This is a genomic window from Pseudomonas sp. FA117 (assembly GCF_057370475.1).
Map to the genome: position 1 here is coordinate 2,024,048 of NZ_CM170675.1, position 25,074 is coordinate 2,049,121.

The 25,074-nt window shown below is 64.1% G+C and carries 24 protein-coding genes and 3 tRNA genes; 20 read left to right on the plus strand and 7 right to left on the minus strand.

All coding sequences use genetic code 11. The features are described from left to right. Positions 1-99 precede the first annotated feature (99 nt). Positions 100-618 carry a histidine kinase gene (locus AC1TXO_RS09455; RefSeq protein WP_486406057.1) on the minus strand — a complete coding sequence of 173 codons (519 nt, stop codon included), beginning with the start codon at positions 616-618 and terminating at the stop codon, positions 100-102. A 343-nt stretch (positions 619-961) separates the two neighbouring features. Between AC1TXO_RS09455 and AC1TXO_RS09460 the strand changes: the two genes are divergently transcribed. The 5 genes from AC1TXO_RS09460 to AC1TXO_RS09480 all read left to right on the plus strand — a co-directional run bounded on the left by AC1TXO_RS09460 (position 962) and on the right by AC1TXO_RS09480 (position 6,446). Next, a complete protein-coding gene (locus AC1TXO_RS09460; protein ID WP_486406058.1) occupies positions 962-1,897 on the plus strand; it encodes a chemotaxis protein CheV in 936 nt (311 codons plus the stop codon). 63 nt (positions 1,898-1,960) lie between these two features. Further along, positions 1,961-2,764 (plus strand): MOSC domain-containing protein, encoded by an 804-nt coding sequence (locus AC1TXO_RS09465; RefSeq protein ID WP_486406059.1) that lies wholly within the window; start codon positions 1,961-1,963, stop codon positions 2,762-2,764. 99 nt (positions 2,765-2,863) lie between these two features. Further along, complete coding sequence (locus tag AC1TXO_RS09470; protein WP_486406060.1) at positions 2,864-3,547, plus strand: response regulator; 684 nt, start codon at positions 2,864-2,866, stop codon at positions 3,545-3,547. Then, on the plus strand, positions 3,544-4,869 hold the full coding sequence (locus AC1TXO_RS09475) for an ATP-binding protein (RefSeq protein WP_486406061.1): 1,326 nt from the start codon (positions 3,544-3,546) through the stop codon (positions 4,867-4,869). Before AC1TXO_RS09470 ends, AC1TXO_RS09475 begins: the two co-directional genes overlap by 4 nt. A 176-nt stretch (positions 4,870-5,045) precedes the next feature. Further along, entirely contained in the window at positions 5,046-6,446 is a 1,401-nt protein-coding gene (locus tag AC1TXO_RS09480; RefSeq protein ID WP_486406062.1) for a diaminobutyrate--2-oxoglutarate transaminase, read from the plus strand. Between the two features lie 39 nt (positions 6,447-6,485). Here AC1TXO_RS09480 and AC1TXO_RS09485 read toward each other — a convergent pair whose 3' ends face one another. The 3 genes from AC1TXO_RS09485 to AC1TXO_RS09495 all read right to left on the minus strand — a co-directional run bounded on the left by AC1TXO_RS09485 (position 6,486) and on the right by AC1TXO_RS09495 (position 10,379). After that, positions 6,486-7,532: an ornithine cyclodeaminase gene (locus AC1TXO_RS09485; RefSeq protein ID WP_486406063.1), complete on the minus strand. Its 1,047-nt coding sequence runs from the start codon at positions 7,530-7,532 to the stop codon at positions 6,486-6,488. A gap of 18 nt (positions 7,533-7,550) precedes the next feature. After that, positions 7,551-8,468, minus strand: coding sequence for a citrulline utilization hydrolase CtlX (gene ctlX, locus AC1TXO_RS09490; protein ID WP_486406064.1), 918 nt, complete (start codon positions 8,466-8,468; stop codon positions 7,551-7,553). 147 nt (positions 8,469-8,615) lie between these two features. Further along, a complete protein-coding gene (locus AC1TXO_RS09495; RefSeq protein ID WP_486406065.1) occupies positions 8,616-10,379 on the minus strand; it encodes a sigma-54-dependent Fis family transcriptional regulator in 1,764 nt (587 codons plus the stop codon). Positions 10,380-10,602: 223 nt separating this feature from the next. Here AC1TXO_RS09495 and AC1TXO_RS09500 point away from each other — a divergent pair, with 223 nt between their 5' ends. From AC1TXO_RS09500 to AC1TXO_RS09525, 6 genes are read left to right on the plus strand one after another with little or no spacing between them, the layout of a single operon-like run. Then, positions 10,603-11,697, plus strand: coding sequence for an ABC transporter ATP-binding protein (locus AC1TXO_RS09500; protein WP_486406066.1), 1,095 nt, complete (start codon positions 10,603-10,605; stop codon positions 11,695-11,697). Next, positions 11,697-12,794 (plus strand): ABC transporter ATP-binding protein, encoded by a 1,098-nt coding sequence (locus tag AC1TXO_RS09505; RefSeq protein ID WP_486406067.1) that lies wholly within the window; start codon positions 11,697-11,699, stop codon positions 12,792-12,794. Before AC1TXO_RS09500 ends, AC1TXO_RS09505 begins: the two co-directional genes overlap by 1 nt. After that, positions 12,791-13,654, plus strand: a complete 864-nt coding sequence (locus AC1TXO_RS09510) for a carbohydrate ABC transporter permease (protein WP_486406068.1) — start codon at positions 12,791-12,793, stop codon at positions 13,652-13,654. Before AC1TXO_RS09505 ends, AC1TXO_RS09510 begins: the two co-directional genes overlap by 4 nt. Before the next feature lie 3 nt (positions 13,655-13,657). Continuing rightward, the gene (locus tag AC1TXO_RS09515) at positions 13,658-14,458 is read left to right on the plus strand and encodes a carbohydrate ABC transporter permease (RefSeq protein WP_486406069.1); all 801 of its coding nucleotides are present in this window, start codon (positions 13,658-13,660) and stop codon (positions 14,456-14,458) included. 12 nt (positions 14,459-14,470) lie between these two features. Then, complete coding sequence (locus AC1TXO_RS09520) at positions 14,471-14,743, plus strand: DUF2160 domain-containing protein (RefSeq protein ID WP_486406070.1); 273 nt, start codon at positions 14,471-14,473, stop codon at positions 14,741-14,743. A 36-nt stretch (positions 14,744-14,779) separates the two neighbouring features. Then, positions 14,780-16,519 carry an ABC transporter substrate-binding protein gene (locus AC1TXO_RS09525; RefSeq protein WP_486406071.1) on the plus strand — a complete coding sequence of 580 codons (1,740 nt, stop codon included), beginning with the start codon at positions 14,780-14,782 and terminating at the stop codon, positions 16,517-16,519. 171 nt (positions 16,520-16,690) lie between these two features. Here the strand turns inward: AC1TXO_RS09525 and folD are convergent, their stop codons facing one another. Next, positions 16,691-17,545, minus strand: a complete 855-nt coding sequence (gene folD, locus AC1TXO_RS09530; protein WP_486406072.1) for a bifunctional methylenetetrahydrofolate dehydrogenase/methenyltetrahydrofolate cyclohydrolase FolD — start codon at positions 17,543-17,545, stop codon at positions 16,691-16,693. A gap of 288 nt (positions 17,546-17,833) precedes the next feature. Here folD and AC1TXO_RS09535 point away from each other — a divergent pair. The 3 genes from AC1TXO_RS09535 (at position 17,834) to AC1TXO_RS09545 (ending at position 18,174) form a co-directional block, all read left to right on the plus strand. After that, a tRNA-Arg gene (locus AC1TXO_RS09535) sits at positions 17,834-17,910 on the plus strand. 46 nt (positions 17,911-17,956) lie between these two features. Beyond that, positions 17,957-18,032: transfer RNA gene (locus AC1TXO_RS09540), tRNA-His, on the plus strand. Between the two features lie 57 nt (positions 18,033-18,089). After that, positions 18,090-18,174 (plus strand) — tRNA-Leu (locus AC1TXO_RS09545). 166 nt (positions 18,175-18,340) lie between these two features. Here the strand turns inward: AC1TXO_RS09545 and AC1TXO_RS09550 are convergent. Both AC1TXO_RS09550 and AC1TXO_RS09555 read right to left on the minus strand, forming a co-directional pair. Next, positions 18,341-18,742: a type II toxin-antitoxin system HicB family antitoxin gene (locus tag AC1TXO_RS09550; protein WP_486406073.1), complete on the minus strand. Its 402-nt coding sequence runs from the start codon at positions 18,740-18,742 to the stop codon at positions 18,341-18,343. Between the two features lie 37 nt (positions 18,743-18,779). Beyond that, positions 18,780-18,962, minus strand: coding sequence for a type II toxin-antitoxin system HicA family toxin (locus tag AC1TXO_RS09555; protein ID WP_486406074.1), 183 nt, complete (start codon positions 18,960-18,962; stop codon positions 18,780-18,782). A gap of 425 nt (positions 18,963-19,387) precedes the next feature. On the opposite strand from AC1TXO_RS09555, the gene AC1TXO_RS09560 reads away from it, so the two are divergent. From AC1TXO_RS09560 to clpX, 6 genes are all read left to right on the plus strand, one after another. Then, positions 19,388-20,167 (plus strand): class I SAM-dependent methyltransferase, encoded by a 780-nt coding sequence (locus AC1TXO_RS09560; protein WP_486406075.1) that lies wholly within the window; start codon positions 19,388-19,390, stop codon positions 20,165-20,167. Between the two features lie 41 nt (positions 20,168-20,208). Then, positions 20,209-21,003, plus strand: a complete 795-nt coding sequence (locus AC1TXO_RS09565; protein WP_486406076.1) for an alpha/beta hydrolase — start codon at positions 20,209-20,211, stop codon at positions 21,001-21,003. Between the two features lie 88 nt (positions 21,004-21,091). Next, positions 21,092-21,391, plus strand: a complete 300-nt coding sequence (locus AC1TXO_RS09570) for a DUF6388 family protein (RefSeq protein WP_486406077.1) — start codon at positions 21,092-21,094, stop codon at positions 21,389-21,391. A gap of 244 nt (positions 21,392-21,635) precedes the next feature. Next, positions 21,636-22,949 (plus strand): trigger factor, encoded by a 1,314-nt coding sequence (tig, locus tag AC1TXO_RS09575; protein ID WP_486406078.1) that lies wholly within the window; start codon positions 21,636-21,638, stop codon positions 22,947-22,949. 91 nt (positions 22,950-23,040) lie between these two features. After that, positions 23,041-23,682: an ATP-dependent Clp endopeptidase proteolytic subunit ClpP gene (clpP, locus tag AC1TXO_RS09580; protein ID WP_486406079.1), complete on the plus strand. Its 642-nt coding sequence runs from the start codon at positions 23,041-23,043 to the stop codon at positions 23,680-23,682. Between the two features lie 108 nt (positions 23,683-23,790). After that, positions 23,791-25,074: an ATP-dependent Clp protease ATP-binding subunit ClpX gene (gene clpX / locus AC1TXO_RS09585; RefSeq protein ID WP_486406080.1), complete on the plus strand. Its 1,284-nt coding sequence runs from the start codon at positions 23,791-23,793 to the stop codon at positions 25,072-25,074.

A 25,074-nucleotide genomic window follows, 5' to 3' on the forward strand; every position in this document is an offset into this window, starting at 1 on the left:
TCCGGATGCAACTAGCGTAGCGAATGTCGATGAACTAGACAGAACTTGTACAACTTCGCTAGTTGCTGTGGCTTTGATGCCAGACAGTCGCCGGCCATATCACCCATCTTTACCCGGCAATGCCAGATGGCGCTGCCCGAGCTGGCCCTGCAGCAGGATCGGGTGCATGCAGTGCTGGTCGTGCTCCGTGCAGCGTGCGCAGCGCTGGGGCAGGGGTTGCCCCAGTGCCTCGGCCAGGGTCAGCAGCAACAGGTGCTGCTCGCTGGTGTCCAGGTTCAGGTGCCCGGTCTGCGGGTCGACCAGCTCCAGTTGCCAGGCCAGCAGGGTGAGGCATTCGGCCAGCGCCGGCAATGCACCCCGGGGCAGGTTGCGGCCCAGGCAGACCGGTTCCAGCAGGTGCTGCAGGCTGCAGGCGTAGTGGGCGACTTCGGTGATGCCTGCGGCGTCGGCACGATCGGCCAGCGTCGTCAGGCTTTCCCCCAGGCACTGGCAGGCATCGGCGTCGTCGCTGATCAGTTCCAGGTGCAGCAGGCATTCCTGCGAGGCCCCCAGCAGTGCCTGGGCATCCTCGAGAAACGCCTGCAGCGCCTCGGTATTCAAGGGCGGCCGGTTCATCATGAGGCTCCAACACCTTGGGCTGGAGCAGGGGTTGGCCACATCGAGATATTCGCTGACAAAGCCTGACTCCGTTCATGCAGTGAGAATGGCGTCACATTAATGGCTAATGGATATCGCGAATATCAGGTTGCTCCCGATTGCTCCTAGGGGTTTCCCTGAGGCGCTATCAGGTGAGGATGTGCATGCGCAGGACAGCGCACGGGGAGGGATGTGGCAGCAGTAAAGCATGATGGTAAAGTGATATCAATTACCCAAAAAGCATTTTTCTTCAGGGGTCAAGCTCCTGCCGATTGTGCCGATACAGGGCAGACGTATCCACTTTTTCCGACTCAGGGGTTGTGCAATGGCTGGCATTCTCGACACGGTAGACCAACGCACGCAATTGGTGGGTGAGAACCGCCTGGAAATCCTGATGTTCCGCCTGGCGGGCCGGCAGCTGTTCGCGATCAACGTGTTCAAGGTGCAGGAAGTCCTGCAATTGCCCAAGCTGACCCTGATGCCGCAGCGTCATGCCTTCGTCTGTGGCGTGGTCAACCTGCGCGGCCAGACCCTGCCGGTGATCGACCTGTCCCAGGCAATCGGCATGCGGCCGCTGCAACCGGGGCCCGACAGCACCATCATCGTCACCGAATACAACCGTTCGGTGCAGGCCTTCCTGGTCGGTGGCGTCGACCGCATCGTCAACATGAACTGGGAAGCCATCATGCCGCCGCCCTCCAGCGCCGGCCGTCAGCACTACCTGACCGCGATCACCAAGGTAGACGAACAGCTGGTCGAGATCATCGACGTGGAGAAGGTGCTGGCCGAGATCGTGCCATACAGCGCCAAGGTCTCGCGTGACAAGCTCGAGGACCCGGTGCTGGCCCGTGCCCGTGGCCGTGAAGTGCTGCTGGTGGACGACTCCAGCGTGGCCCTGGCGCAATTGCGCGATACCTTGTCGCAGCTGGGGGTGAAGCTGCATGTCGCCAGCGACGGCCTCAAGGCCCTGCGCATGCTCAAGGGCTGGGCCGACGCCGGCGAGGATGTCTGCGAAAAACTGCTGATGATCTTCACCGACGCCGAAATGCCCGAGATGGACGGCTACCGCCTGACCACCGAGATTCGCAACGACCCGCGCCTGCGCGGGCTGTACGTGGTGCTGCACACCTCGCTGTCGGGCAGCTTCAACGAATCGATGGTGAAGAAGGTCGGCTGCGACAATTTCCTCTCCAAGTTCCAGCCTGATCGGCTGGTGGATGTGGTGCGCGAACGCCTGTCGCTCGATCACGCCACGGTCTGAGGCCTGCGCGCGCCGCGTGAGCGGTATAAGCTTGGGGTTTTGACGGGTACAGGGCGGGCGGGGATGTTTCTGAGTGCGTTGTATCGGTATCCGGTGAAGTCGGGCCAGGCGCAGAGCCTGGTCGAATCGACGGTGGGTGCCATGGGGTTGGCGGGTGATCGGCGCTGGATGGTGGTCGAGCAGGACAGCGGGCGCTTTCTCACCCAGCGCGCCTGGCCGCAACTGGGCCGCCTGCAGGCCAGCCATGGCGACGATGGCCGCCTGCTGCTGGAAACCGCCGGGCAGGCGCCGCTGACGGTCGAGGTGCCTGGCGCCGATGACGACCTGCGCGGCGTGACCATCTGGCGCGACACCCTGCGCGTGCCTGATGCCGGGGACGCGGCCGCCGAGTGGCTCAGCCGGATGCTCGGCAAGGCGGTGCGCCTGGTGCATTGCCCCGAGCAGCGTGCGCGTTACCTGCCCAGTGGCTATGGGCTGAACAGCGACCGTGCGGCGTTTCCCGACGGCTTTCCTTTATTGCTGATCGGCCAGGGCTCGCTCGATGAGCTCAACCGGCGGATCGGTCGGCCGATGCAGATGCTGCGTTTTCGTCCCAACCTGGTGGTCGAAGGTGCCGAGCCCTTCGCTGAAGACCGCTGGAAGCGCATCCGCATCGGCGGCATGACCCTGCGCGTGCTCAAGCCCAGTGTTCGCTGCATCTTCACCACGCTCGACCCGGATACCGGCGAGCGCAGCGCCGACCGCGAGCCGTTGACCACGCTCAAGACCTTCCGCGAGCGCGAAGGCGATGTGCTGTTCGGCCAGAACCTGGCGGTCGATGGCAGTGGGCGGCTGGAGCTGGGCATGTCGGTCGAGGTGCTGGAATGAAGCATCGGTAGTGCAGGCGACGAAACGGCGCGCGGGGTTCATAATCGGCGCTTAATCCCGTTTTGTTGCACTGCGCATTCAACCACCCGGAGATTCCCCATGCACGTACTGCTCTGCGAGGACGACGATCTGATCGCCAGCGGCATCTGCGCCGGCCTCACGGCCCAGGGCCTGACCGTCGACCGCGTCGCCAGCGCCTCGGCAGCCCGTGCATTGCTCCAGGCCGCGCAGTTCGACGTGATGATCCTCGACCTGGGCCTGCCCGACGAAGACGGTCTCAAGCTGCTGCGGCGCCTGCGCCAGCAGGGCGAGGTGTTGCCGGTGCTGGTGCTGACGGCACGTGATGCGGTGACCGACCGCGTCGATGGCCTGCAGGCCGGTGCCGACGACTACCTGCTCAAGCCGTTCGACCTGCGCGAACTGGCAGCACGGCTGCACACCCTGCTGCGCCGGGTGGCCGGGCGCGCGGTGAATGTCATCGAGCACGGTCCCTTGCAGTACAACCCCAGCAGTTGCGAGGCGACCCTGGGCGGTCGTCCGGTCGATCTGTCGCGGCGTGAGCAGGCGCTGCTCCAGGCCCTGCTGCAGAATCCCGGACGGGTGCTGTCCAGCGAGCAGCTCAAGGACTGCGTGTACGGTTTCAGCGACGAAGTCGAGAGCAACGCCCTCAACGTTCATATCCACCACCTGCGGCGCAAGCTGGGCAACAGCATCGTCGAGACCGTGCGCGGCCTGGGCTATCGACTGGGTGCGGCGCAGGCACCCGAGGAGGCAGCGCCGTGAGCCTGCGGGTCCGTCTGTCGCTGATCCTGGGCAGCGCCTTCATCCTGATCTGGATCCTGGCCGCGGCCTGGATGCTGCGTGACCTGCGCCAGCAGATGATGTTTTCCCTCGACCAACGCCTGGTCGCCTCGGCACGGATGGTCGCCGGTTTGGTCGACCAGTTGCCGCAGCCGCTGAGCGGCAAGGGCCGCGAGGCGCATTTCTCCGCCGACCAGTTCAGCGTGCCGGACGGCATGGCCTGCCAGGTCAGCTCGCTGCGTGGCGAGATCCTCGCCAGCAACCACAAGCATGACAGCGGCATGGACGACCAGCGCAGCGGCTTCCGCGACCAGACCATCGATGGCAGTTCCTGGCGCACCTTCACCTACCACCACGGTGATGTGCGGATCACCACCGCCGATCGTCATCAGGAGCGCGAGGCGCTCAACCAGTCGATCCTGCTGGCCGCTTCGGCCCCGGTGCTGATGGCCCTGCTCGGCAGCCTGGGGCTGTTGTGGATCGGTCTGGGCAAGGGGCTGGAGCCGCTCAACCGGATGCGCGATGCCCTGCGCAGGCGCCGTGCCGACAGTGTCGAACCCCTGAAGGTAACCGGCATGCCCAGCGAGTTGCAACCCTTGCTGGAAACCCAGAACCAGTTGTTCCTGCGCATCGCCCAGACAATCGAGCGCGAGCGGCGCCTGACCGACGACGCCGCCCATGAACTGCGCAGCCCGTTGACCGCGATCAAGACCCACCTGCAAGTGGCGCGGATGACCGACGGCAACGTGCGCGAGCAGGCCCTCGAGCACGCCGAGCAGGGCGCCGACCGTATGCACCGGACCCTGGAGCAACTGCTGATGCTGGCGCGGGTCGAGGGCAGCCTGTCGTTCGAGGACGGCGTGCTGTGCAGCGCCGAGCAGGTGGCACGCCAGGCGGTGCAGGATGCCGGCGGCGGTGACAACCGGCGTATCGTGCTGCGCCTGCCCGAGGAGGCGACCCGTATCTACCTGGGCATGCCCGCGCCACTGGCCGTGGCGGCGCTGCGCAACCTGCTGGACAACGCCCTGCGCCATGGCGGCAACGAGGCGGTGGAGCTGGAAGTGCAGATGGCCGATGGCCAGGTGGGCTTCCTGGTCCGCGATCACGGGCCGGGGATCGCCGACGAAGACCTCAAGCATCTGACCGAGCGTTTCTGGCGCAACAGCAAGAGCATCGGCAGCGGGCTGGGCCTGGCGATCGTCCAGGCCATCGTCCAGCGCTGCGCGGGCAGCTTGCGCTTCGACAGCCGCAGCGATGGCTTGCGGGTGTGGCTGCAGGTGCCGGCGCGGGAGGCGCGGGCCTGACAGGATCGGCCAATGCAGTCCTTTCGCGCCCAGCGCTGCCCGCGAAAAGACCACGCTGGTCCTGAATTCCGCTAAATCCGCACCCCACTCAAGCGTCTCCCAAGCGATGACTTCCCGACACACATCCGGTTACAGGGACGTGGCGGGCATTCCTACTTGCTTGCGAGGGTTCGCCGATGTCTACCGCTTCCAGCCTTGCCCAGGTCCTGCCGGCCGTTGCGCCGGAGCCGCTGTACCATTTCGAGGATTCGGCCCTGCTGCTGCGCCAGCAGCAACAGGAGTCCAACGCCCGCAGCTACCCGCGGCGCATCCCGCTGGCGCTCAAGCGTGCCCGTGGCATCCATGTCGAGGACGTCGAAGGCCGCCAGTTCATCGACTGCCTGGCCGGTGCCGGCACCCTGGCACTGGGGCACAACCACCCGGTGGTGGTCGAGGCGATCCAGCGCGTGCTGGCCGATGAACTGCCGCTGCACACTCTCGACCTGACCACGCCGGTCAAGGACCAGTTCGTCCAGGACCTGTTCGGCGTATTGCCCCAGGCCCTGCGCCGCGAAGCGAAGATCCAGTTCTGCGGCCCGACCGGCACCGACGCGGTGGAGGCGGCGCTGAAGCTTGTGCGCACGGCCACCGGGCGCAGCACCGTGCTGGCTTTCCAGGGCGCCTACCACGGCATGACCCAGGGTGCGCTGAGCCTGATGGGCAGCCTGGGGCCGAAGAAACCGCTCGGTGCGCTGCTCAACAGTGGCGTGCAGTTCATGCCCTATCCCTACGACTACCGCTGCCCGTTCGGCCTGGGCGGTGAAGCGGGCGTGCGCGCCAACCTGCATTACCTGGAGAACCTGCTGCTCGATCCCGAGGCCGGGGTGCAGCTACCCGCTGCGGTGATCCTCGAGGTGGTGCAGGGCGAGGGCGGGGTGATTCCGGCCGATATCGAGTGGTTGCGCGGCGTACGGCGCATCACCGAGCAGGCCGGGGTGGCACTGGTCGTCGACGAGATCCAGAGCGGCTTTGCCCGTACCGGGCGGATGTTCGCGTTCGAGCACGCCGGCATCGTGCCGGATGTGGTCACCCTGTCCAAGGCCATCGGCGGCAGCCTGCCGCTGGCGGTGGTGGTCTACCGGGAGTGGCTCGACACCTGGGCGCCGGGCGCCCACGCCGGCACTTTCCGTGGCAACCAGATGGCCATGGCTGCAGGTTCGGCGGTGATCGACTACCTGGTCGAGCATCGCCTGGACGAGCACGCTGCGGCCATGGGCCAGCGCCTGCGCGGGCACCTGCAGCATCTGCAGCGCGACTACCCGCAACTGGGCGACATCCGCGGGCGCGGCCTGATGCTCGGGGTCGAACTGGTCGATCCCGACGGCCCGCTCGACGCCCTCGGCCATCCGCCGGCATCGCGCAGCCTGGCACCGAAGGTCCAGCGTGAGTGCCTCAAGCGCGGGCTGATTCTCGAGCTTGGTGGCCGCCATGGCGCAGTCGTGCGCTTCCTGCCGCCGCTGATCATCAGCGCGGAGCAGGTCGACGAAGTGGCCGACCGCTTCGCCCGCGCCGTTCAGGCGGCGGTGGCGGCCAACTGATCGAAGCGGCGGGGGCCGGGTGATCCAGCCCCCGCGGTTTCAGGCCGCGCTCGCCTTGCGCACGGCAGCCTGCGGTTGCAGCAGGGCGAACAGGTCCTTGGGGTTGTCGAGTGTCGGCACCAGGGCGATGTCATGGCCGATATCCAGGGCCCTGGCCACGTCCAGCACGTAGCGCAGCGCCGAATAGTCCTCCAGGGCGAAGCCCACCGAATCGAACAGGGTCACCTGCTCGGCGCTCTCGCGTGCGGCCGCGATCCCTTCGACCACCTGCCAGAATTCGGTGGTTGGCGAATCTGCCGGCATCTGCTGGATTTCCCCCTCGATGCGGCTCTGCGGTTCGTACTCGACGATCACCCGCGCACGCTCGACGATGTCGCGGTGCAGCTCGGTCTTGCCGGGGCAGTCGCCGCCCACGGCGTTCAGGTGCATGCCCGGCTCGATCATCTCGGGGGTGAGGATGGTGGCGTAGGCCTTGTCGGCAGTGACCGTGGTGACGATATCGGCACCGCGCACCGCCTCGGCCACCGAGCCTGCAATGACCAGCTTCAGCTTCGGGTAGCCCGCCAGGTTGGCGGCAAGCTTGCGCGAGGCTGCGCGGTCGATGTCGAACAGGCGGATCTCTTCGATGCCCAGCAGGGTGTGGAAGGCGATGGCCTGGAACTCGCTCTGCGAGCCGTTGCCGATCAGCGCCATGCTGCGGCTGTCGGTGCGTGCCAGGTAGCGCGCCGCCAGGGCCGAGGTGGCAGCGGTGCGGATGGCGGTGGTCAGGGTCATTTCGCTGAGCAGCACCGGCGCGCCGGTGTCGACATCGCCCAGCGCACCGAAGGCCATCACCGTGAGCAGGCCGTCGTGGGTGTTCTTCGGGTGGCCGTTGACGTACTTGAAAGCGTACAGGCTGGCGTCGGACACCGGCATCAGCTCGATCACGCCATCGGGCGAATGGTTGGCCAGGCGCGGGCATTTTTCGAAGTCGTGCCAGCGCAGGTAGTCGTCGCGGATGTAGTCGGCCATCTCGGCCAGGCAGGTGGCCAGGCCCTTGCGGTTGACCAGGCGGGCGAGGTCTTGCACGTCGATATAGCGGGTCATGGAATGCTCCTTTGATGATCAGTGGCGCGAAGGCAGGTGGACTTCGGCGAGCATGCAGCGCGCGCTGCCACCGCCGATGCGTTCGATGTGGTCGATGTCGACCACCAGGGGCTGGCTGTGCCGCTCGACCTGCCGGCGCTGGCCGGTATCCAGCGAGTGCCAGGCGCTGCGCGACATCACCAGCAGCGAGTGGCCGTCGCGGTCGTGCACTTCGAGCATGTTGCCGGCGAAGCGCTCCAACTGGTCGAAGCCCAGCGCCAGCAGCTCCTTGCCGGTGTCGCGCAGGGAGTGCTCGAGGGCACGGCGTTCGTCGGCATGGGGCAGGGCCTCGAGACAGGCCACGGCCAGGCTGCGGCCGACATTCATCATCACGTTGCTGTGATAGATCGGCGCCTGGTGGCGGTCGAGGGCGTGGAACAGGCACAGGCGATAGTCCAGGCGTTCGGCGAACTGGCGCAGGGCATGTTCATGGGTGCGGCCGGAATGGCAGGCATAGCTGATGCGGTGCTCACGATCCAGGACCATGCTGCCGGTGCCTTCGAGGAACAGATCCTGCTGTTCCAGGGGGCTGAGGTCGATGGTGCGCTCGATGGCGAAACGCTCCTCGATCACCTGCAACACGCCCTTGTCGCGCTCCAGGCGACGGTTGTGGCCTTGCATCGGGTAGAGCACCATGCTGCCGTCGGCGTGGCTGCTCCACCAGTTGTTGGGAAAGATCGAATCGGGTGTGTGGGGCTCGGGGGTGTCCTGCACCACCAGTACCTCGACGCCATGCTGGCGCAGGGTGCGGACATAGCCGTCGAACTCTTCGAGCGCCTTGGCGCCGGCGTTGTCCGGGTCCGGCGGTGCCTGCTGGAAGTGGTTGTTCAGGGCGGTGTCAGGGTTGAAGGCGAACCGCGCCGGGCGAATCATGAGGACGGTATTTGTTGTTTGCATTGGGCACGCATCCACGGGTGGCTGTGTGTCCATTTTCCGGCGAGGCAGTGGGAAAAGCCTGCTGAACGGCAGGTGGCGGGCAGCGGCACCAGCTGAAATGGTGGGCGTTGCAGCGGAATCGGCTGTGACGCCCCGGCACAGGCTGGCTCAGCCTGCGGCCGTCGAGCGCAGCCGCTTGTACAGTGTCGTACGGCTGATCCCCAGCGCCCGCGCCACCGAGGAAAGATTACCGTTGGCTTCGCGCAGCAGCGTGTTGAGGTCGTGCCCGCTGTCGGGCAGTTCAAGCGCAGGCAGGGGAGTCGAGGCTTCCGCCAGGAACGCCTCTGGCAGGTGCTCCTCGCCGATGACATCCGGCCCGGCCAACGCCAGGGCAACCTGCATCACGCTCACCAGTTCGCGCAGGTTTCCCGGCCAGGGGTGCTGTTCGAACAGCGCCAGCATCCGTGGCGATAAACGCTGTACCTGCCCGGCTTCGCGGTAGCGTGCATGCACCTGCTCGATCAGCGCCCGCCGATCGCTGCGCTCGCGCAATGGGGGCAGTGCCAGGGCCAGCCCGGCGATGCGGTAGTAGAGGTCCTGGCGAAAACGTCCGGCGTGCACTTCGGCGGCCAGGTCCAGGTTGCTCGCCGAGACCACGCGGATGTCCACTGCCACCGGCTCGCCGCTGCCCAGCGGCTGGATGCAGCGCGACTGCAACACCCGCAGCAGCCGGGCCTGGGTCGGCAGCGGCATGTCGCCGATCTCGTCGAGAAACAGGATGCCGCCGTGCGCCTTGCGGATCAGCCCGCTGTTGCCTTTGTGGTGGGCACCGGTGAACGCGCCCTTTTCATAACCGAACAGCTCCGATTCGACCAGCTCTGCCGGGATCGCCGCGCAGTTCACCGCAATCAGCGGGCCTGCGGCGCGGCTGCTGGCCTGGTGCAAGGCGCTGACGAAGACCTCCTTGCCGACCCCGGTCTCGCCCTGGATCAGTACCGGAATATCCTTCTCCAGCAACAGACCGGCCTGGACCAGGGCCTTGCTCACCCGCGGGTCGCTGCCCGACGCCGCTCTGCGCACAGGGCGTTGCGCGGCCCGCCATTGGCAGTGAAAGCGATGGCGCCCGCTGACCTGCAAGGCGAAGGCGCTGTCCTGCGGGTGATCGAGGATTTCATGCAGCGACGTGCGGAACAGCTGCTCCAGGGTGCACTGCAGCGGCGTCTGGCCGAGCAGGCTGTCGGCGCGGTGGTTGGCGGCCAGCACCCGCCCGTCGTCGTCGAACAGCAGCAGCCCTGCCCAGGGGCTGTCGAGGTTGTCGGGCGCGGTGTTGAACAGCAGTTGCCCGTGCTGTTCGCCGTGCGCGGCCAGTATCAGGCGGTTTTCCAGGTTCTGGCCGAGCATGCGTACCAGGCCGAGGGTCTGGGTAACGGGCAGGTAGCCGTCGCTGGACACATCCAGCACACCCACCAGGCGGCGCTCGGCATCGAACAAGGGTGTGGCGGCGCTGGCCATGTAGCGGTTCTGGCGCAGGAAGTGTTCGTCCTGGCCGACGTGGATGGCTTGGCCGCAAGCCAGCGCCGTGCCCAGGGCGTTGGTGCCGACGCCGCGTTCCTGCCAGTGCGCACCCGCAGTGAAGGCGTGCTGCTGGCGCGGCTCGACGAAGCGCCGCGTGCCCCAGGCATCGAGCAGGCAACCACCGGCATCGGCGAGCATCACCAGGTAGCTGGAGTTGCCCAGCAGGTGCGCGTACTGCGGCAGGACATGGTCGCGGGTCAGCTGTAACAAGGCCTGGCGGCGTTCGAGCAGCGCGTTCAGCTGCGCGCCGGTCAGGCAGTCGAAGTCCGGCGCGCTGTGCGGCTGCAGGCCGTAATCGCGGCAGCGTGCCCAGGAGGCCTGGATCAGCTGGGCGTGGGTCGGGGTGTCAGCGGCCATGGGCCTGTCCCTGTGTGATTGTTGTTGTCGGCGACCGCCCTTGAGTGTCGTTCAGGATTGTTCATTGTCAATGCCGCAGCTGTTCAACTGTCCAGCGAAACTGTTCATTCATGTTCGCAGGCGAACGGCCTGACCTCTGCCCGGGCCGGCGCCAGAGCCTCTGGCGGTTTCTGGCACGCTTCTGGCTCCGTTCGGCGGACAACAACCACAAGAAGGCTCCGCCATGACCCTGGTGCTGGAACAGGTCAGCCGCCACGTCGACAACCAGGCCTGGATCGCCGAGGCCAGCCTGCGGTTCGAACCGGGCTCGTTCAATGTGCTGCTCGGCCGCACCCTGGCCGGCAAGACCAGCCTGATGCGCCTGATGGCCGGGCTGGATCGCCCTGACAGCGGGCGGGTGCTGATGGACGGCGAGGATGTCACCGGGCGCCCGGTGCGCGAGCGTAACGTGTCGATGGTCTATCAGCAGTTCATCAACTACCCCACGCTGAGCGTGTTCGAGAACATCGCCTCGCCGCTGCGCCAGGCGCGTCTGCCCGAGGCGCAGATCCGCGAGCGGGTGTGCCAGACTGCCGAAATGCTGCGCATCGAGCCCTACCTGCAGCGCCTGCCGCTGGAGCTATCCGGCGGCCAGCAGCAGCGCACGGCGATGGCGCGCGCGCTGGTCAAGGATGCGTCGCTGATTCTGTTCGACGAACCTTTGGTCAACCTCGACTACAAGCTGCGCGAAGGCTTGCGCCAGGAGCTGCGCGAGCTGTTCGCCGCGCGCAACTGCATCGCCGTGTATGCCACCACCGAACCGAACGAGGCCCTGGCCCTGGGTGGCACCACCACCCTCCTGCACGAGGGACGGATCATCCAGAGCGGGCCGACCGCCGAGGTGTATCACCGCCCCTGCAACGTGCTGGCCGCCGAGCTGTTCTGCGAGCCGCCGATCAATCTGGTCAGCGGACGGATCGCCGGCAACGAGGTGAGCCTGGCCGGTGCCGTGCACTTCGCCCGCACCGACGACCTGCGCGCCCTGGCCGATGGCGACTACCGCTTCGGCGTACGCCCCAGCCATATCACCCTGGTGCCATCGCATGACGACGACCTGGAACTGACAGTGCTGGTGGAACTGGCCGAGATCAGCGGTTCGGAAACCTTCCTGCATGTGCGCAACGAACACTGGCGCATGATCCTGCACCTGCCAGGCGTGCATGAGTACCAGGTGGACACCCAGGTCCCGGTGTTCATTCCCACCCACAAGCTGTTTGTCTTCGACAGCACCGGGCACCTGGTGCAGGCTCCCGGCCTGCGCCAGGCGAGGAGCCGCTGATGGCCGAGATCCGCCTGCACCGCCTGGCCCACAGCTACAGCCGCCAGCCCTCCAGCCCGGCCGACTATGCCCTGCACGAGCTCGAGCATGTCTGGGAACAGGGCGGTGCCTACGCCTTGCTCGGGCCATCAGGTTGCGGCAAGTCGACCTTGCTCAACATCATCTCCGGCCTGCTCAGCCCGTCGCAGGGCGAGGTGCAGTTCGATGGCCAGCCGGTCAATGCGCTGTCGCCGCAGCAGCGCAACATCGCCCAGGTGTTCCAGTTCCCGGTGGTGTACGACACCATGAGCGTGTTCGACAACCTGGCCTTTCCCCTGCGCAACCAGGGCCTGGACGAGCTGCGGGTCAAGGCGCGCGTCGAAGAGATCGCCGAGGTGCTCGACCTGGGGGCGGTGCTGAAGAAAAAGGCGCGCAACCTCAGCGCCGACGAGAAGCAGAAAGTCTCGATGGGCCGTGGCCTGGTGCGCGACGACGTGTCGGCGATCCTTTTCGACGAGCCGCTGACGGTGATCGACCCGCACCTGAAGTGGAAGCTGCGGCGCAAGCTCAAGCAGATCCATGAGCAGTTCAACATCACCATGATCTACGTCACCCACGATCAGCTGGAGGCCTCGACCTTCGCCGACAAGATCGCGGTGATGCACGGTGGGCGCATCGTCCAGTTCGGTACGCCACGCGAGCTGTTCGAGCGGCCGCGCCACACCTTCGTCGGCTACTTCATCGGCAGCCCCGGCATGAACCTGATCGACGTGCGTGCCGAAGCCGATGGCGTGAGCTTCGGCGGCCTGCACCTGGCGTTGCCCGACGGCTTGCGCGAGCGCCTCGCCGAGCAGCCGGGCGAGCGCCTGCAGGTGGGGATTCGTCCGGAATTCGTGCAGGTCTGGGACCGCCCGTTCGAGGACGGCTTCGAGGCCCAGGTGCGCGACGTCGAGGACCTGGGTACCTACCGCATCGTCACTCTGGAGCTGGCCGGCGTCATCCTCAAGGCGCGCCTGGGCGAGGATCGCCCGGTGCCGCAGGGGCGTGCCTGGGTCGGTTTGCCGACGCAATGGCTGATGCTCTACGTCGATGACCTGCTGCTGGAGGCTGCGCCATGAACAAGGTGCCGAACAACAAGGCCTGGTGGCTGGTGCTGCCGGTGTTCCTGCTGGTGGCCTTCAGCGCCGTGATACCGATGATGACGGTGGTCAACTATTCGGTGCAGGACATCTTCGACGCCTCCAACCGCTATTTCGTCGGCGCCGACTGGTATCGCCAGGTGTTGCGCGATCCCGCGCTGCACGACGCGCTGCTGCGCCAGTTCATCTATTCGGGCTGTGTGCTGCTGATCGAGATCCCGCTGGGCATCGCCATCGCCCTGACCATGCCGACCAGGGGGCGGATGGCCTCGGTCTGCCTGATCGTCATGGCCATTCCGTTGCTGATCCCGTGGAACGTGGTCGGCACCATCTGGCAGATCTTCGGCCGTGCCGACATCGGCCTGCTGGGGGCCACCCTGGCCAAGCTCGGGGTCAGCTACAACTACGCCGGCGATCCCTTCGACGCCTGGGTCACCGTGCTGGTGATGGACGTCTGGCACTGGACCTCGCTGGTGGCGCTGCTGTGCTACTCGGGGCTGCGCGCCATTCCCGACGTGTATTACCAGGCGGCGCGCATCGATCGCGCCTCGGGCTGGGCGGTGTTTCGCCACATCCAGTTGCCGAAGCTGAAGAACGTGCTGCTGATCGCGGTGATGCTGCGCTTCATGGACAGCTTCATGATCTACACCGAGCCGTTCGTGCTCACCGGCGGCGGGCCTGGCAACGCCACCACCTTCCTCAGCCAGACCCTCACGCGCATGGCGGTGGGGCAGTTCGACCTCGGCCCGGCGGCGGCATTCTCGCTGGTGTACTTCCTGATCATCCTGCTGGTGTCGTGGCTGTTCTATACCGCCATGACCCACGCCGACAAGGACTAGGCCATGACCCTGCGCAAGGTGGTGCCGCTGCTGCTGTACTTCTTCTTCCTGCTGGTGCCGATCTACTGGCTGCTGAACATGTCGTTCAAGAGCAACACCGAGATCCTCGGCGGGCTGACCCTGTGGCCGCAGGCGTTCACCTTCGACAATTACCGGGTCATCTTCACCGACCCGAGCTGGTACAACGGCTATCTCAACTCTCTGTACTACGTGTGCCTGAACACGCTGATCTCGCTGGCGGTGGCCTTGCCGGCGGCGTATGCCTTCTCGCGCTATCGCTTCCTCGGCGACCGTCATCTGTTCTTCTGGCTGCTGACCAATCGCATGGCGCCGCCGGCGGTGTTCCTGCTGCCGTTCTTCCAGCTGTATTCGTCCATTGGCCTGTTCGACACCCACATTGCCGTGGCCCTGGCCCACTGCCTGTTCAACGTGCCGCTGGCCGTGTGGATCCTCGAGGGTTTCATGTCGGGCGTACCGAAGGAAATCGACGAAACCGCCTACATCGACGGCTACAGCTTCCCGCGCTTCTTCGTGAAGATCTTCGTGCCGCTGATCGGCTCCGGGATCGGCGTGACGGCGTTCTTCTGCTTCATGTTCTCCTGGGTCGAGCTGCTGCTGGCGCGCACCCTGACTTCGGTTGACGCCAAGCCGATCGCTGCGGTGATGACCCGCACCGTATCGGCGTCGGGCATCGACTGGGGGGTGCTGGCTGCCGCCGGGGTGTTGACCATCCTGCCCGGGATGCTGGTGATCTGGTTTGTCCGCAACCATGTGGCCAAGGGCTTTGCCCTGGGCCGGGTGTAGGAGGGCGCAACGATGGAATGGATGGCCTGGACCCTGCCGACGGGGCTGTTCTTCGCCGCCGTCGGTGTGCTGCTGTCGTGCATGACTGTGTTCGAGTTGCGTCGCCCTTGCGTGGAGCGTCGCGGCTTTCTTCCGCTCGTCACCAGCCGTGGCGATCGGTTGTTCATCGGCCTGCTGGCCAGTGCCTACCTGCACCTTGCGGTGATCGGCGCCAGCGACTGGCCGCTGTGGGTGGCCTCGCTGCTGTCGCTGGCCTGGCTCGTGGTGGTGCTGCGCTGGGGCTAGCCCTGCGCGGCGGATCATTTCAATCGGGAGATCACAATGTTCGATAACGACAACAAGCGGCGACATTTGACTCTGGCCGCGGCACTGCTGCTTGGTGGCCTGCAGGGTACGGCCTGGGCCGATCAGTACGAGGACGCGGCGAAAAAATGGATCGGCAGCGAGTTCAAGCCCTCGACCCTGAGCGCCGAGCAGCAGATGGCCGAGCTGCAGTGGTTCATCAAGGCGGCCCAGCCGTTTCGCGGGATGAAGATCAACGTGGTGTCGGAAACCCTCACCACCCACGAGTACGAGTCCAAGGTGCTGGCCAAGGCCTTCAGCGAGATCACCGGTATCCAGCTCACCCATGACCTGCTGCAGGAAGGCGATGTGGTGGAGAAGCTGCAGACGCAAATGCAGTCGGACAAGAACATCTACGACGGCTGGGTCAACGATTCCGACCTGATCGGTACACACTTTCGCTATGGCAAGGTGCAGTCGATCACCGACCTGATGGCCAACGAAGGCAAGGACTACACCTCGCCCACGCTCGATCTGAAGGATTTCATCGGCATTTCCTTCACCACCGCGCCAGATGGCAAGGTCTACCAGTTGCCTGACCAGCAGTTCGCCAACCTCTACTGGTTCCGTGCCGACTGGTTCGAGCGCCCTGATCTGAAGGCCAGGTTCAAGGAGAAGTACGGCTACGAGTTGGGCGTGCCGGTGAACTGGTCGGCCTATGAAGACATCGCCAAGTTCTTCACCGAAGACGTCAAGGAGATCGATGGCAAGCGCGTCTACGGCCATATGGACTACGGCAAGAAAGATCCTTCGCTCGGCTGGCGTTTCACCGATGCCTGGTTCTCCATGGCCGGTGGCGGCGACAAAGGCCTGCCCAATGGCTTGCCCGTGGACGAGTGGGGCATTCGCGTGGAGGACTGCCACCCGGTGGGCTCCAGCGTGACCCGTGGTGGCGACACCAACGGCCCGGCAGCGGTGTTCGCGACGCAGAAGTACGTGGACTGGCTGCGCGCCTATGCGCCGAAGGAAGCGCAGGGCATGACCTTCTCCGAGTCGGGCCCGGTGCCCGCCCAGGGCAATATCGCCCAGCAGATCTTCTGGTACACCGCCTTTACCGCCGACATGGTCAAGCCCGGGTTGCCGGTGGTCAACGCCGATGGCACGCCGAAATGGCGCATGGCGCCGTCGCCGAAAGGGCCGTACTGGGAGGAGGGCATGAAGCTCGGCTACCAGGATACCGGCTCCTGGACCTTCTTCAAGTCGACGCCTGAGAAGCAGCGCCTGGCTGCCTGGCTTTACGCGCAGTTCGTGACCTCGAAAACCGTGTCGCTGAAGAAGACCATCGTCGGTCTGACGCCGATCCGCGAGTCGGACATCAACTCCCAGGCCATGACCGACATGGCGCCCAAGCTGGGTGGGCTGGTGGAGTTCTACCGCAGCCCGGCGCGGGTGCAGTGGACCCCGACCGGCACCAACGTACCGGACTATCCGCGCCTGGCGCAGCTGTGGTGGAGCCACATCGCCGAGGTCGCCAGTGGCGAGAAGACCCCGCAGGAGGCCCTCGATGGCCTGGCCCGCGACCAGGACCGCATGATGGAGCGGCTGCAGCGTTCCAATGCCCAGGCCACCTGTGCGCCCAAGCTCAACCCGGAGCGTGATGCGCAGTACTGGTTCGATCAACCTGGCGCACCCAAGCCCAAGCTGGCCAACGAGAAGCCCAAGGGCGAGACGGTCAGCTACACCGAGCTGCTCAAGTCGTGGGAGGAGGCGCGCAAGTGATCACTGCGCTCCCGCCAGGACAGTGATACCCCTGCGGGAGCGGCGATTCGCCGCTGCGGCTTGTCCTGCGACGGGGCCTGGAGATTTACCGCTTGAAATGAAAACGGCATCCTTGGGATGCCGTTTTCCATTGCTGCGCCGCTGGAAGCTGAATCCAGTGTGGCGAGAACCTTACTTGTGCAGCTCTTCAGCCGCATACAAGGTGTTCTCCAGCAGGCACGCCCGGGTCATCGGCCCGACGCCGCCCGGCACCGGGGTGATCCAGCCCGCGCGCGGCAGGGCGGTCTCGTAGACCACATCGCCCACCAGCTTGCCGTCGTCCTGGCGGTTGATGCCGACGTCGATGACGATCGCGCCTTCCTTGATCCACTCACCCTTGACCAGGCCGGGCTTGCCGGCAGCCACCACCACCAGGTCGGCGCGGCCGACATGGCCGGGCAGGTCCTGGGTGAAGCGGTGGCAGACGGTCACGGTGCAGCCGGCCAGCAGCAGTTCCATGGCCATCGGGCGGCCGACGATGTTCGAGGCGCCGACGATCACGGCATTCATGCCGTAGAGGTCCTGACCGGTGCTTTCGAGCAAGGTCATGATGCCTTTCGGGGTGCACGGGCGCAGCAGCGGGATCCGCTGGGCCAGGCGCCCGATGTTGTAGGGGTGGAAACCGTCGACGTCCTTGTCCGGACGAATGCGCTCGAGCAGCAGCGAGGCGTCCAGGTGGGCGGGCAGGGGCAGTTGCAGCAGGATGCCGTCGACCGCCGGGTCGTCATTGAGGCGGTCGATCAGGTCGGTCAGGGCGTGCTGCGTGGTATCGCTGGGCAGGTCGAATGCCTGGGAGATGAAGCCGACTTCTTCACAGTCCTTGCGCTTGTGCGATACGTAGACTTGGGAGGCCGGGTCGGTACCGACCAGGATCACCGCCAGGCCCGGTGTGCGCAGGCCTTGCTGGCGGCGCTCGGCGACACGTTGGGCGATCTGCTTGCGCAGGTTGGCGGCGATCGCCTTGCCATCGATAAGGTGTGCAGTCATAGACGCGTGATTAACCATCGAGAAGGGAACAATAAAGAGGGCACATTCTCGCACGAGCCGCGCCGAGGGCAAAGGCGCGTGGTCGGGCAAATCCCCTAACCCCTTAAATAATTTAAATTTTTTTGAAAAAAGTGTTGACGACCTTTCGGCTCGTCTATAACATTCGTCGCACTTGTCGGGCACAACCTAGCACTGGTTAGCAAGGTCAGGCAGAATGAGCGGATTTGCTGGCTCGTTCGGTAAGACTGAAAGTTGATTTGCAATCGTAACAGAAAGCAGATTGAATATGCGCCCGTAGCTCAGCTGGATAGAGCATCCGCCTTCTAAGCGGATGGTCGCAGGTTCGAGTCCTGCCGGGTGCGCCATAAGGCAGCTTAGGCAAGCAAGTAGGTAACGTAACACCGCAATATGGTGGGCGTAGCTCAGTTGGTAGAGCGCTGGATTGTGATTCCAGTTGTCGTGGGTTCGATTCCCATCGTCCACCCCATATTCTTCGAAGGCGCCTTGATTGTATAATCGGGCGCCTTTGTTTTAAGTGCATCACGCGGACGTGGTGAAATTGGTAGACACACTGGATTTAGGTTCCAGCGGCGCAAGCTGTAAGAGTTCGAGTCTCTTCGTCCGCACCATCTAAGTTGCTGTTTTCAGAGGGTTTTATCGCGTAAATCTTCGGATTGGGAGCGATTTGGGAGCCCTTTGGGAACCGCAGCACGAAAAAAAGGCAGCCACTTGGGCTGCCTTTTTCGTGTCTGGAGGGTCGGATTCAGAAGCTTGCCGGAGTAGTAGGTTATCAGCCTACCGGCCGAGTTTTTCCATGGCGGCGTCGGCCAGGAAAGACGACCGGCTTTTCACGTTGTGGTCACGCACGTACCGGTCGATTTGCTGGATGACGAAGCCCGGCAGAGTGACGTTGACCTTCTCGGTCTTGCCCAGGTAGGGCGTGATATCGATTTCCAGCATGCCCCAGCCCATATCGGCAAAGTCGGGATTGTCCCGGTGAGCTGCTGCGCTGGTCGGCAACGGTATGGCCTGGCCATTACTGGCTATTTCCTCGAGCATTATGTGGGCTACCTCGACAGCAGCTGCGTAGGCCTCTTCGAAAGTATCGCCAGCGGTCACTGCGCCAGGAATGTCGGGAATCTGAATGCCGATGGCGGTGTTGTTGTCGCCCCACTCGATGCAGATTGGGTATTTCATGGTTGTCTCCTCGGGGGATGCAGAGGGTGAGGCTGGACTATTTCAACCCGGCTCGTTCCTTGATGCTCTTTACCGTGCCGATCGGTAGGTCTTTCTTAGGGTGGGGCACTGGTATTGAGTTTGGGTTGTCGGGGTGTTTGAAGATGTGGTGGCTCCCTGTGACTCGTTTCAGAACCCATCCAGCAGCTTCAAGCTCCTTGATCAACTGCCTGCTTTGCACCTCCGTCTCCTTGTGTGGTTGATGAGATAATTATAACTCCAGGCGTATGAGTTGCGAGAGGTAATATGTGGCTGGGGTTGTGTTTCTGTCTCCAGCGGACGGAGAGGCCCTGACACAATGCGGGTGGCGTCCCCAGGCATTTGGGCTGGCCAGTCTTACTGGGCGAGTAACCCTGAAACATCGAAAAAATGCCGCCTGAAGCGGCATTTTTCGTTTCTGCCGGTCAGCGGATTTCCGACGTCTGCGCCATTTCACTGACGGCGCCTGTATCCACAACCCCTCTCTATCCCTGTCGAGCCCAATGAAACCGGGGCGTCCCGGGCCGTTTGCCGATTGGTCGGATTCTTGCTTGCTGCACAGGATTGGCGTCTACCCATGGATGGGATGTGGGGCGCGTTCCTCCTGGTGAATAAAAAGGAAAGAGCATGAAAGTCTGCAGCACGCATAGGGAAAGTCTGTATTACGTGGTCGGCGCGGTCTTCAATGCGCTGGAAAAACGGCCGCTGGTGGCCGAGCTGGGTGTCCTGCGTGGCGAAAACGCCCTCAAGCTGCGTGCAGCGCTGTCGCCGGAGCGGATGGTGCTGGCCGACAGTTGGAGCAAGGAATCGAACAAGGCCTACAGTCCGTTCGATCAACTGCCGCCCTGGGTGTCGCCGGTCGAAGACTACGAGTACTACTATGGCGGCTCGTTGCACGATGACGCGACCTGGGATCGTTTGTACCAGGAGTGCGTGTCCAAGTTCGTCGACATGCCCGAGGTCACGGTCATTCGCTCCGATACCATCGGTGCGATCGACAAGATTCGCCAGCAGACCGGCATCGAGCAGTTCGATTTCGTCTATGTGGATGCCAACCACCAGTACGAGTATGTGCTGCGCGACATGATGTACTACCAGGAGCTGCTCGGTCCGGACGGCATCATGATGCTCAACGACTGCTGCTTCAGCGCCAACGGCACCAAGCAGAACCTTGGGGTGCTCGAAGCGCTGGGCAGCTTCATGAAGCGCTCGGACTTCATTCCGGTGGCCATGACCAACACCGATTGGTCGGACGTCATCCTGGTGCGGCGCAACTCCGTGCTGGTGCAGCTGTTCGACATGGCGCTGAGCAATGCCGATGTCTCCTATGTCGAAATACCCCATCAGCTGATCACCGCGGCCCGCGTGGTATATGGCGCCCAGCGTCATAACCTGAGCTTCGTCTGATTCCGGCGTGGGGCAGGGCGGTGCTGGTGGCTGCGAGCGTCATGCTGCTCGCAGCATGCCAGTCGCCGCGCGAAGCGCTGGAGCGCCGCGCTGCCGAGCATGGGCGTGAAGTGCAGGTGCTGGCGCTGGAGCGCTATCCGCTGCTGGTCGTGACCCCGGTGCAGATGCCTGGGGTGGCCGTGCTGCGGGTCTATCTGGAAGGCGATGGCTATGCCTGGGTCACGCCCTCGCAGCCGAGCCTGGACCCTACGCCGCGCCATTCGATGCTGGCCGAACTGGCGATGCAGGATCCGACGCCTTCTATATATATGGCGCGACCCTGCCAGTTCGTGCGTGCCCCAGGCTGCACCCCGGCGCTGTGGACGAGCCGACGCTTCTCGCCCGAGGTGCTGGACAGCCTGGGCGAGGCGCTCGACCGACTCAAGGCGCGCCATGGCAACCAGGGCTTCGAGCTTGTCGGGTATTCCGGTGGTGGTGCGCTGGCCTTGCTGCTGGCGGGGCGGCGCGAGGATGTGCTGGGCGTCCAGACCCTGGCCGGCAATCTCAGCCCGGCGCAGTGGGCGCGCGAGCTTGGGCTCACGCCGCTGGAGGGTTCGCTCGAGCCCTTGCAGTATCGCGCGCGCCTGATGCGCATTGCCCAGCGGCATCTGCTGGGCGGGGAGGATCGTCAGGTGCCCGCCGGGGTGGCGGCTTTTTATGCGCAGCATCTGGAAGGCGCGCGCTGTCTGGAGTGGGTTTCGCTGCCTGGCGTGAGTCATGACCAGGGCTGGCAGCAGGCCTGGGCTGACTGGCGACAGCGGCCCTTGACGTGCGCGCCGGTCGAGGGTGGCGATTGAGGGGCTTTGCCACTGGTGGCGGCGCTATAAAAGCTGATAGATTTCAGCCGGTTGAAGTACCGGCCCGAGGCCGGCAGGGGAATGACCGATGATTGCCAGAGAAGCACGCCAGGCACTGGCGTTGCAGCGATTCCGCGAAGCCAACCCGCAATTGCTCGAGGAAATCCGCGAGCTTGACGCGCGCGAGCAGGCCCAGCAGGTCGAGTGGGCGTTCGAGGATGCGGCGCAGGAGCAGGGCATCGAGCCCTGGGAGCTGGCCCTGCAGTTGATCGCCGAGTCCCCGGAGCAGTTGCAGGCCATGCGCCTGGAGACCCACCGCGAGGTGGCCGAGGCGCTGGGCATGTCGTGGGAAGAGTATTGCCAGTTCAACGAAATCGACCCGCAGTAGGGTGTCGATTTCGCCGTTGTGACTGTTTGACAAGTTTTTTCGGCGCGTGCCATCGAAGCTGGCGCGCAGCCCTTGGGTAACCTGGTCTGGCGCGGTTTGGCGCGGGCCTGTAAACGAAATCGACCGGCGTGGTTGTCCGTCGTCCCGGGTGGGGTGACTTCTGGTGCGTGAGTCACTAGAATATTCGCCCTTGATTCTGGAGTCGGGCTATCGCCGGCTAACGTCTGTGCAACGAGGAATATCCATGCAAGTTTCTGTTGAAAACACTTCCGCTCTCGAGCGCCGCATGACCATCGCCGTTCCGGCCGAGCGCGTCGAGAACGAAGTCAACAAGCGTCTGCAGCAGACTGCCAAGCGCGCCAAGGTCGCGGGCTTCCGCCCAGGCAAGGTGCCGATGAGCGTGATCCGTCAGCGTTTTGAAGCCGATGCCCGCCAAGAGGCTTTCGGTGACCTGGTCCAGGCTTCCTTCTACGAGGCCATCGTCGAGCAGAAGCTGAACCCGGCCGGTGCTCCAGCCGTCGAGCCTAAGTCCTTCGAAAAGGGCAAGGACCTGGAATTCGTCGCCATCTTCGAAGTGTTCCCTGAGTTCACCGTTGCCGGCTTCGACTCGATCAACGTCGAGCGCCTGAGCGCCGAAGTGGCCGACGCCGACCTGGACAACATGCTGGAAGTGCTGCGCAAGCAGAACACCCGCTTCGAGGCCGTCGAGCGCGCCGCGCAGAACGACGACCAGGTCAACATCGATTTCGTCGGCAAGGTCGACGGTGAAGTGTTCGCCGGTGGTTCGGCCAAGGGCACCCAGCTGGTACTGGGTTCCGGCCGCATGATCCCGGGCTTCGAAGATGGTCTGGTCGGTGCCAAGGCCGGTGAAGAGCGCGTGGTCAACGTGACCTTCCCCGAGGACTACCAGAACCTGGACCTGGCCAACAAGGCCGCCGAGTTCACCATCACCGTCAACAGCGTCTCGGCCCCTGTGCTGCCTGAGCTGAACGAAGAGTTCTTCGCCCAGTTCGGTATCAAGGAATCGACCCTGGAAGGCTTCCGCACCGAAGTTCGCAAGAACATGGAGCGCGAACTGCGCCAGGCCATCAAGGCCAAGGTCAAGAACCAGGTCATGGACGGTCTGCTGGCCGCCAACCCGGTCGACGTACCGAAAGCCCTGCTGGAAAACGAAGTCAACCGTCTGCGCGTGCAGGCCGTCCAGCAGTTCGGTGGCAACATCAAGCCTGAGCAACTGCCGGCCGAGCTGTTCGAAGAGCAGGCCAAGCGCCGTGTGGTCCTGGGTCTGATCGTCGCCGAAGTGGTCAAGCAGTTCGAGCTCAAGCCGGACGACGCCAAGGTTCGCGAGATGATCGAGGAAATGGCCTCGGCCTACCAGGAGCCTGAGCAGGTCATCGCTTGGTACTACAAGAACGACCAGCAACTGAACGAAGTGCGTTCGGTTGTGCTGGAAGAACAAGTTGTAGATACTGTCCTGCAGAAAGCGACTGTGACCGACAAGTCGGTCTCGTACGAAGAGGCTGTCAAGCCAGCACAGGCACCTGCCGAAGCTGAGTGATTTGCTACTCTCGTAGGAAACCCCACAAGCCAGCCTTCGGGCTGGCTTGTGCGTTATTAAAGCCATGACTATTTGGGAGTGAGTGCAGGACATGTCCCGCAATTCTTATATTCAGCAGAGCTCTGACATCCAGGCCGCAGGCGGCCTGGTCCCGATGGTTATCGAGCAGTCCGCCCGTGGCGAACGTGCCTACGACATCTACTCGCGCCTGTTGAAGGAGCGTGTGATCTTCCTGGTCGGTCCTGTAGAGGACTACATGGCCAACCTGGTTGTGGCGCAGCTGCTGTTCCTTGAAGCGGAAAACCCGGACAAGGATATCCATCTGTACATCAACTCGCCGGGTGGCTCGGTCACTGCCGGCATGTCGATCTACGACACCATGCAGTTCATCAAGCCAGACGTCTCGACCATCTGCATCGGTCAGGCCTGCAGCATGGGCGCCTTCCTGCTCGCGGCCGGTGCCGCCGGCAAGCGCCACTGCCTGCCGAACTCTCGCGTGATGATTCACCAGCCGCTGGGCGGCTTCCAGGGCCAGGCGACCGACATCGAGATCCATGCCCAGGAAATCCTCAGCATCAAGGCGCGCCTGAACGAGCTGCTGGCCCATCACACCGGCCAGGACCTCGAGACCATCAAGCGCGACACCGAGCGTGACAACTTCATGAGCGCCTCGCGCGCGGCCGAGTACGGCCTGGTCGACTCGGTCTACGACAAGCGGCAACTGGTATCCTGAGCCCAGGCGCCAGAGCGGGCGGGCGCCGAAAGCGCCCGCCTGCGGACTTGAAAAAGCCCGCAATTGCCTTCATCTTGTGTTGCAAGCCTACCGGATTGGATCGATCGAATGACTGACACCCGTAACGGCGAGGACAACGGCAAATTGCTCTATTGCTCCTTCTGCGGCAAAAGCCAGCACGAAGTGCGCAAATTGATTGCCGGGCCCTCGGTATTTATCTGCGACGAGTGCGTCGACCTGTGCAATGACATCATCCGTGAGGAGGTGCAGGAAGCCCAGGCCGAGAGCAGCGCGCACAAACTACCTTCGCCGAAAGAAATCAGCGGCATCCTGGACCAGTACGTCATTGGTCAGGAGCGCGCCAAGAAGGTGCTTGCCGTAGCGGTGTACAACCACTACAAGCGCCTGAACCAGCGTGACAAGAAGGGCGACGAGGTCGAACTCGGCAAGAGCAACATCCTCCTGATCGGGCCGACCGGCTCGGGCAAGACCCTGCTCGCCGAAACCCTTGCGCGCCTGTTGAACGTGCCGTTCACCATCGCCGACGCCACCACCCTGACCGAAGCCGGTTACGTGGGTGAGGACGTCGAGAACATCATTCAGAAACTGCTGCAGAAGTGCGACTACGACGTGGAAAAGGCCCAGATGGGCATCGTCTACATCGACGAGATCGACAAGATCTCGCGCAAGTCGGACAACCCGTCCATCACCCGTGACGTTTCGGGCGAAGGCGTGCAGCAGGCGCTGTTGAAACTGATCGAAGGCACCGTGGCCTCCGTGCCGCCCCAGGGTGGCCGCAAGCACCCGCAGCAGGAATTCCTGCAGGTCGACACGCGTAACATCCTGTTCATCTGCGGCGGCGCATTCTCGGGTCTCGAGAAGGTCATCCAGAACCGTTCCACCAAGGGTGGTATCGGTTTCGGTGCCGAAGTGCGCAGCAAGCAGGAAGGCAAGAAGGTCGGCGAGTCGCTGCGTGAGGTCGAGCCGGACGATCTGGTCAAGTTCGGCTTGATCCCGGAATTCGTTGGCCGTCTGCCCGTGCTGGCGACGCTCGACGAGCTCGACGAGGCTGCGCTGATGCAGATCCTCACCGAGCCGAAGAACGCCCTCACCAAGCAGTACGCCAAGCTGTTCGAGATGGAAAGCGTGGACCTCGAGTTCCGCAGCGACGCCCTCAAGGCCGTCGCACGCAAGGCTCTGGAGCGCAAGACCGGCGCCCGTGGCCTGCGTTCGATCCTCGAAGGCGTGCTGCTCGACACCATGTACGAGATTCCTTCGCAGAAGGAAGTCAGCAAGGTGGTGATCGACGAGAGCGTCATCGACGGGACTTCGCAGCCGCTGCTGATCTACGAGAACAGCGAGCCGCAAGCCAAGGCCGCGCCTGACGCCTGA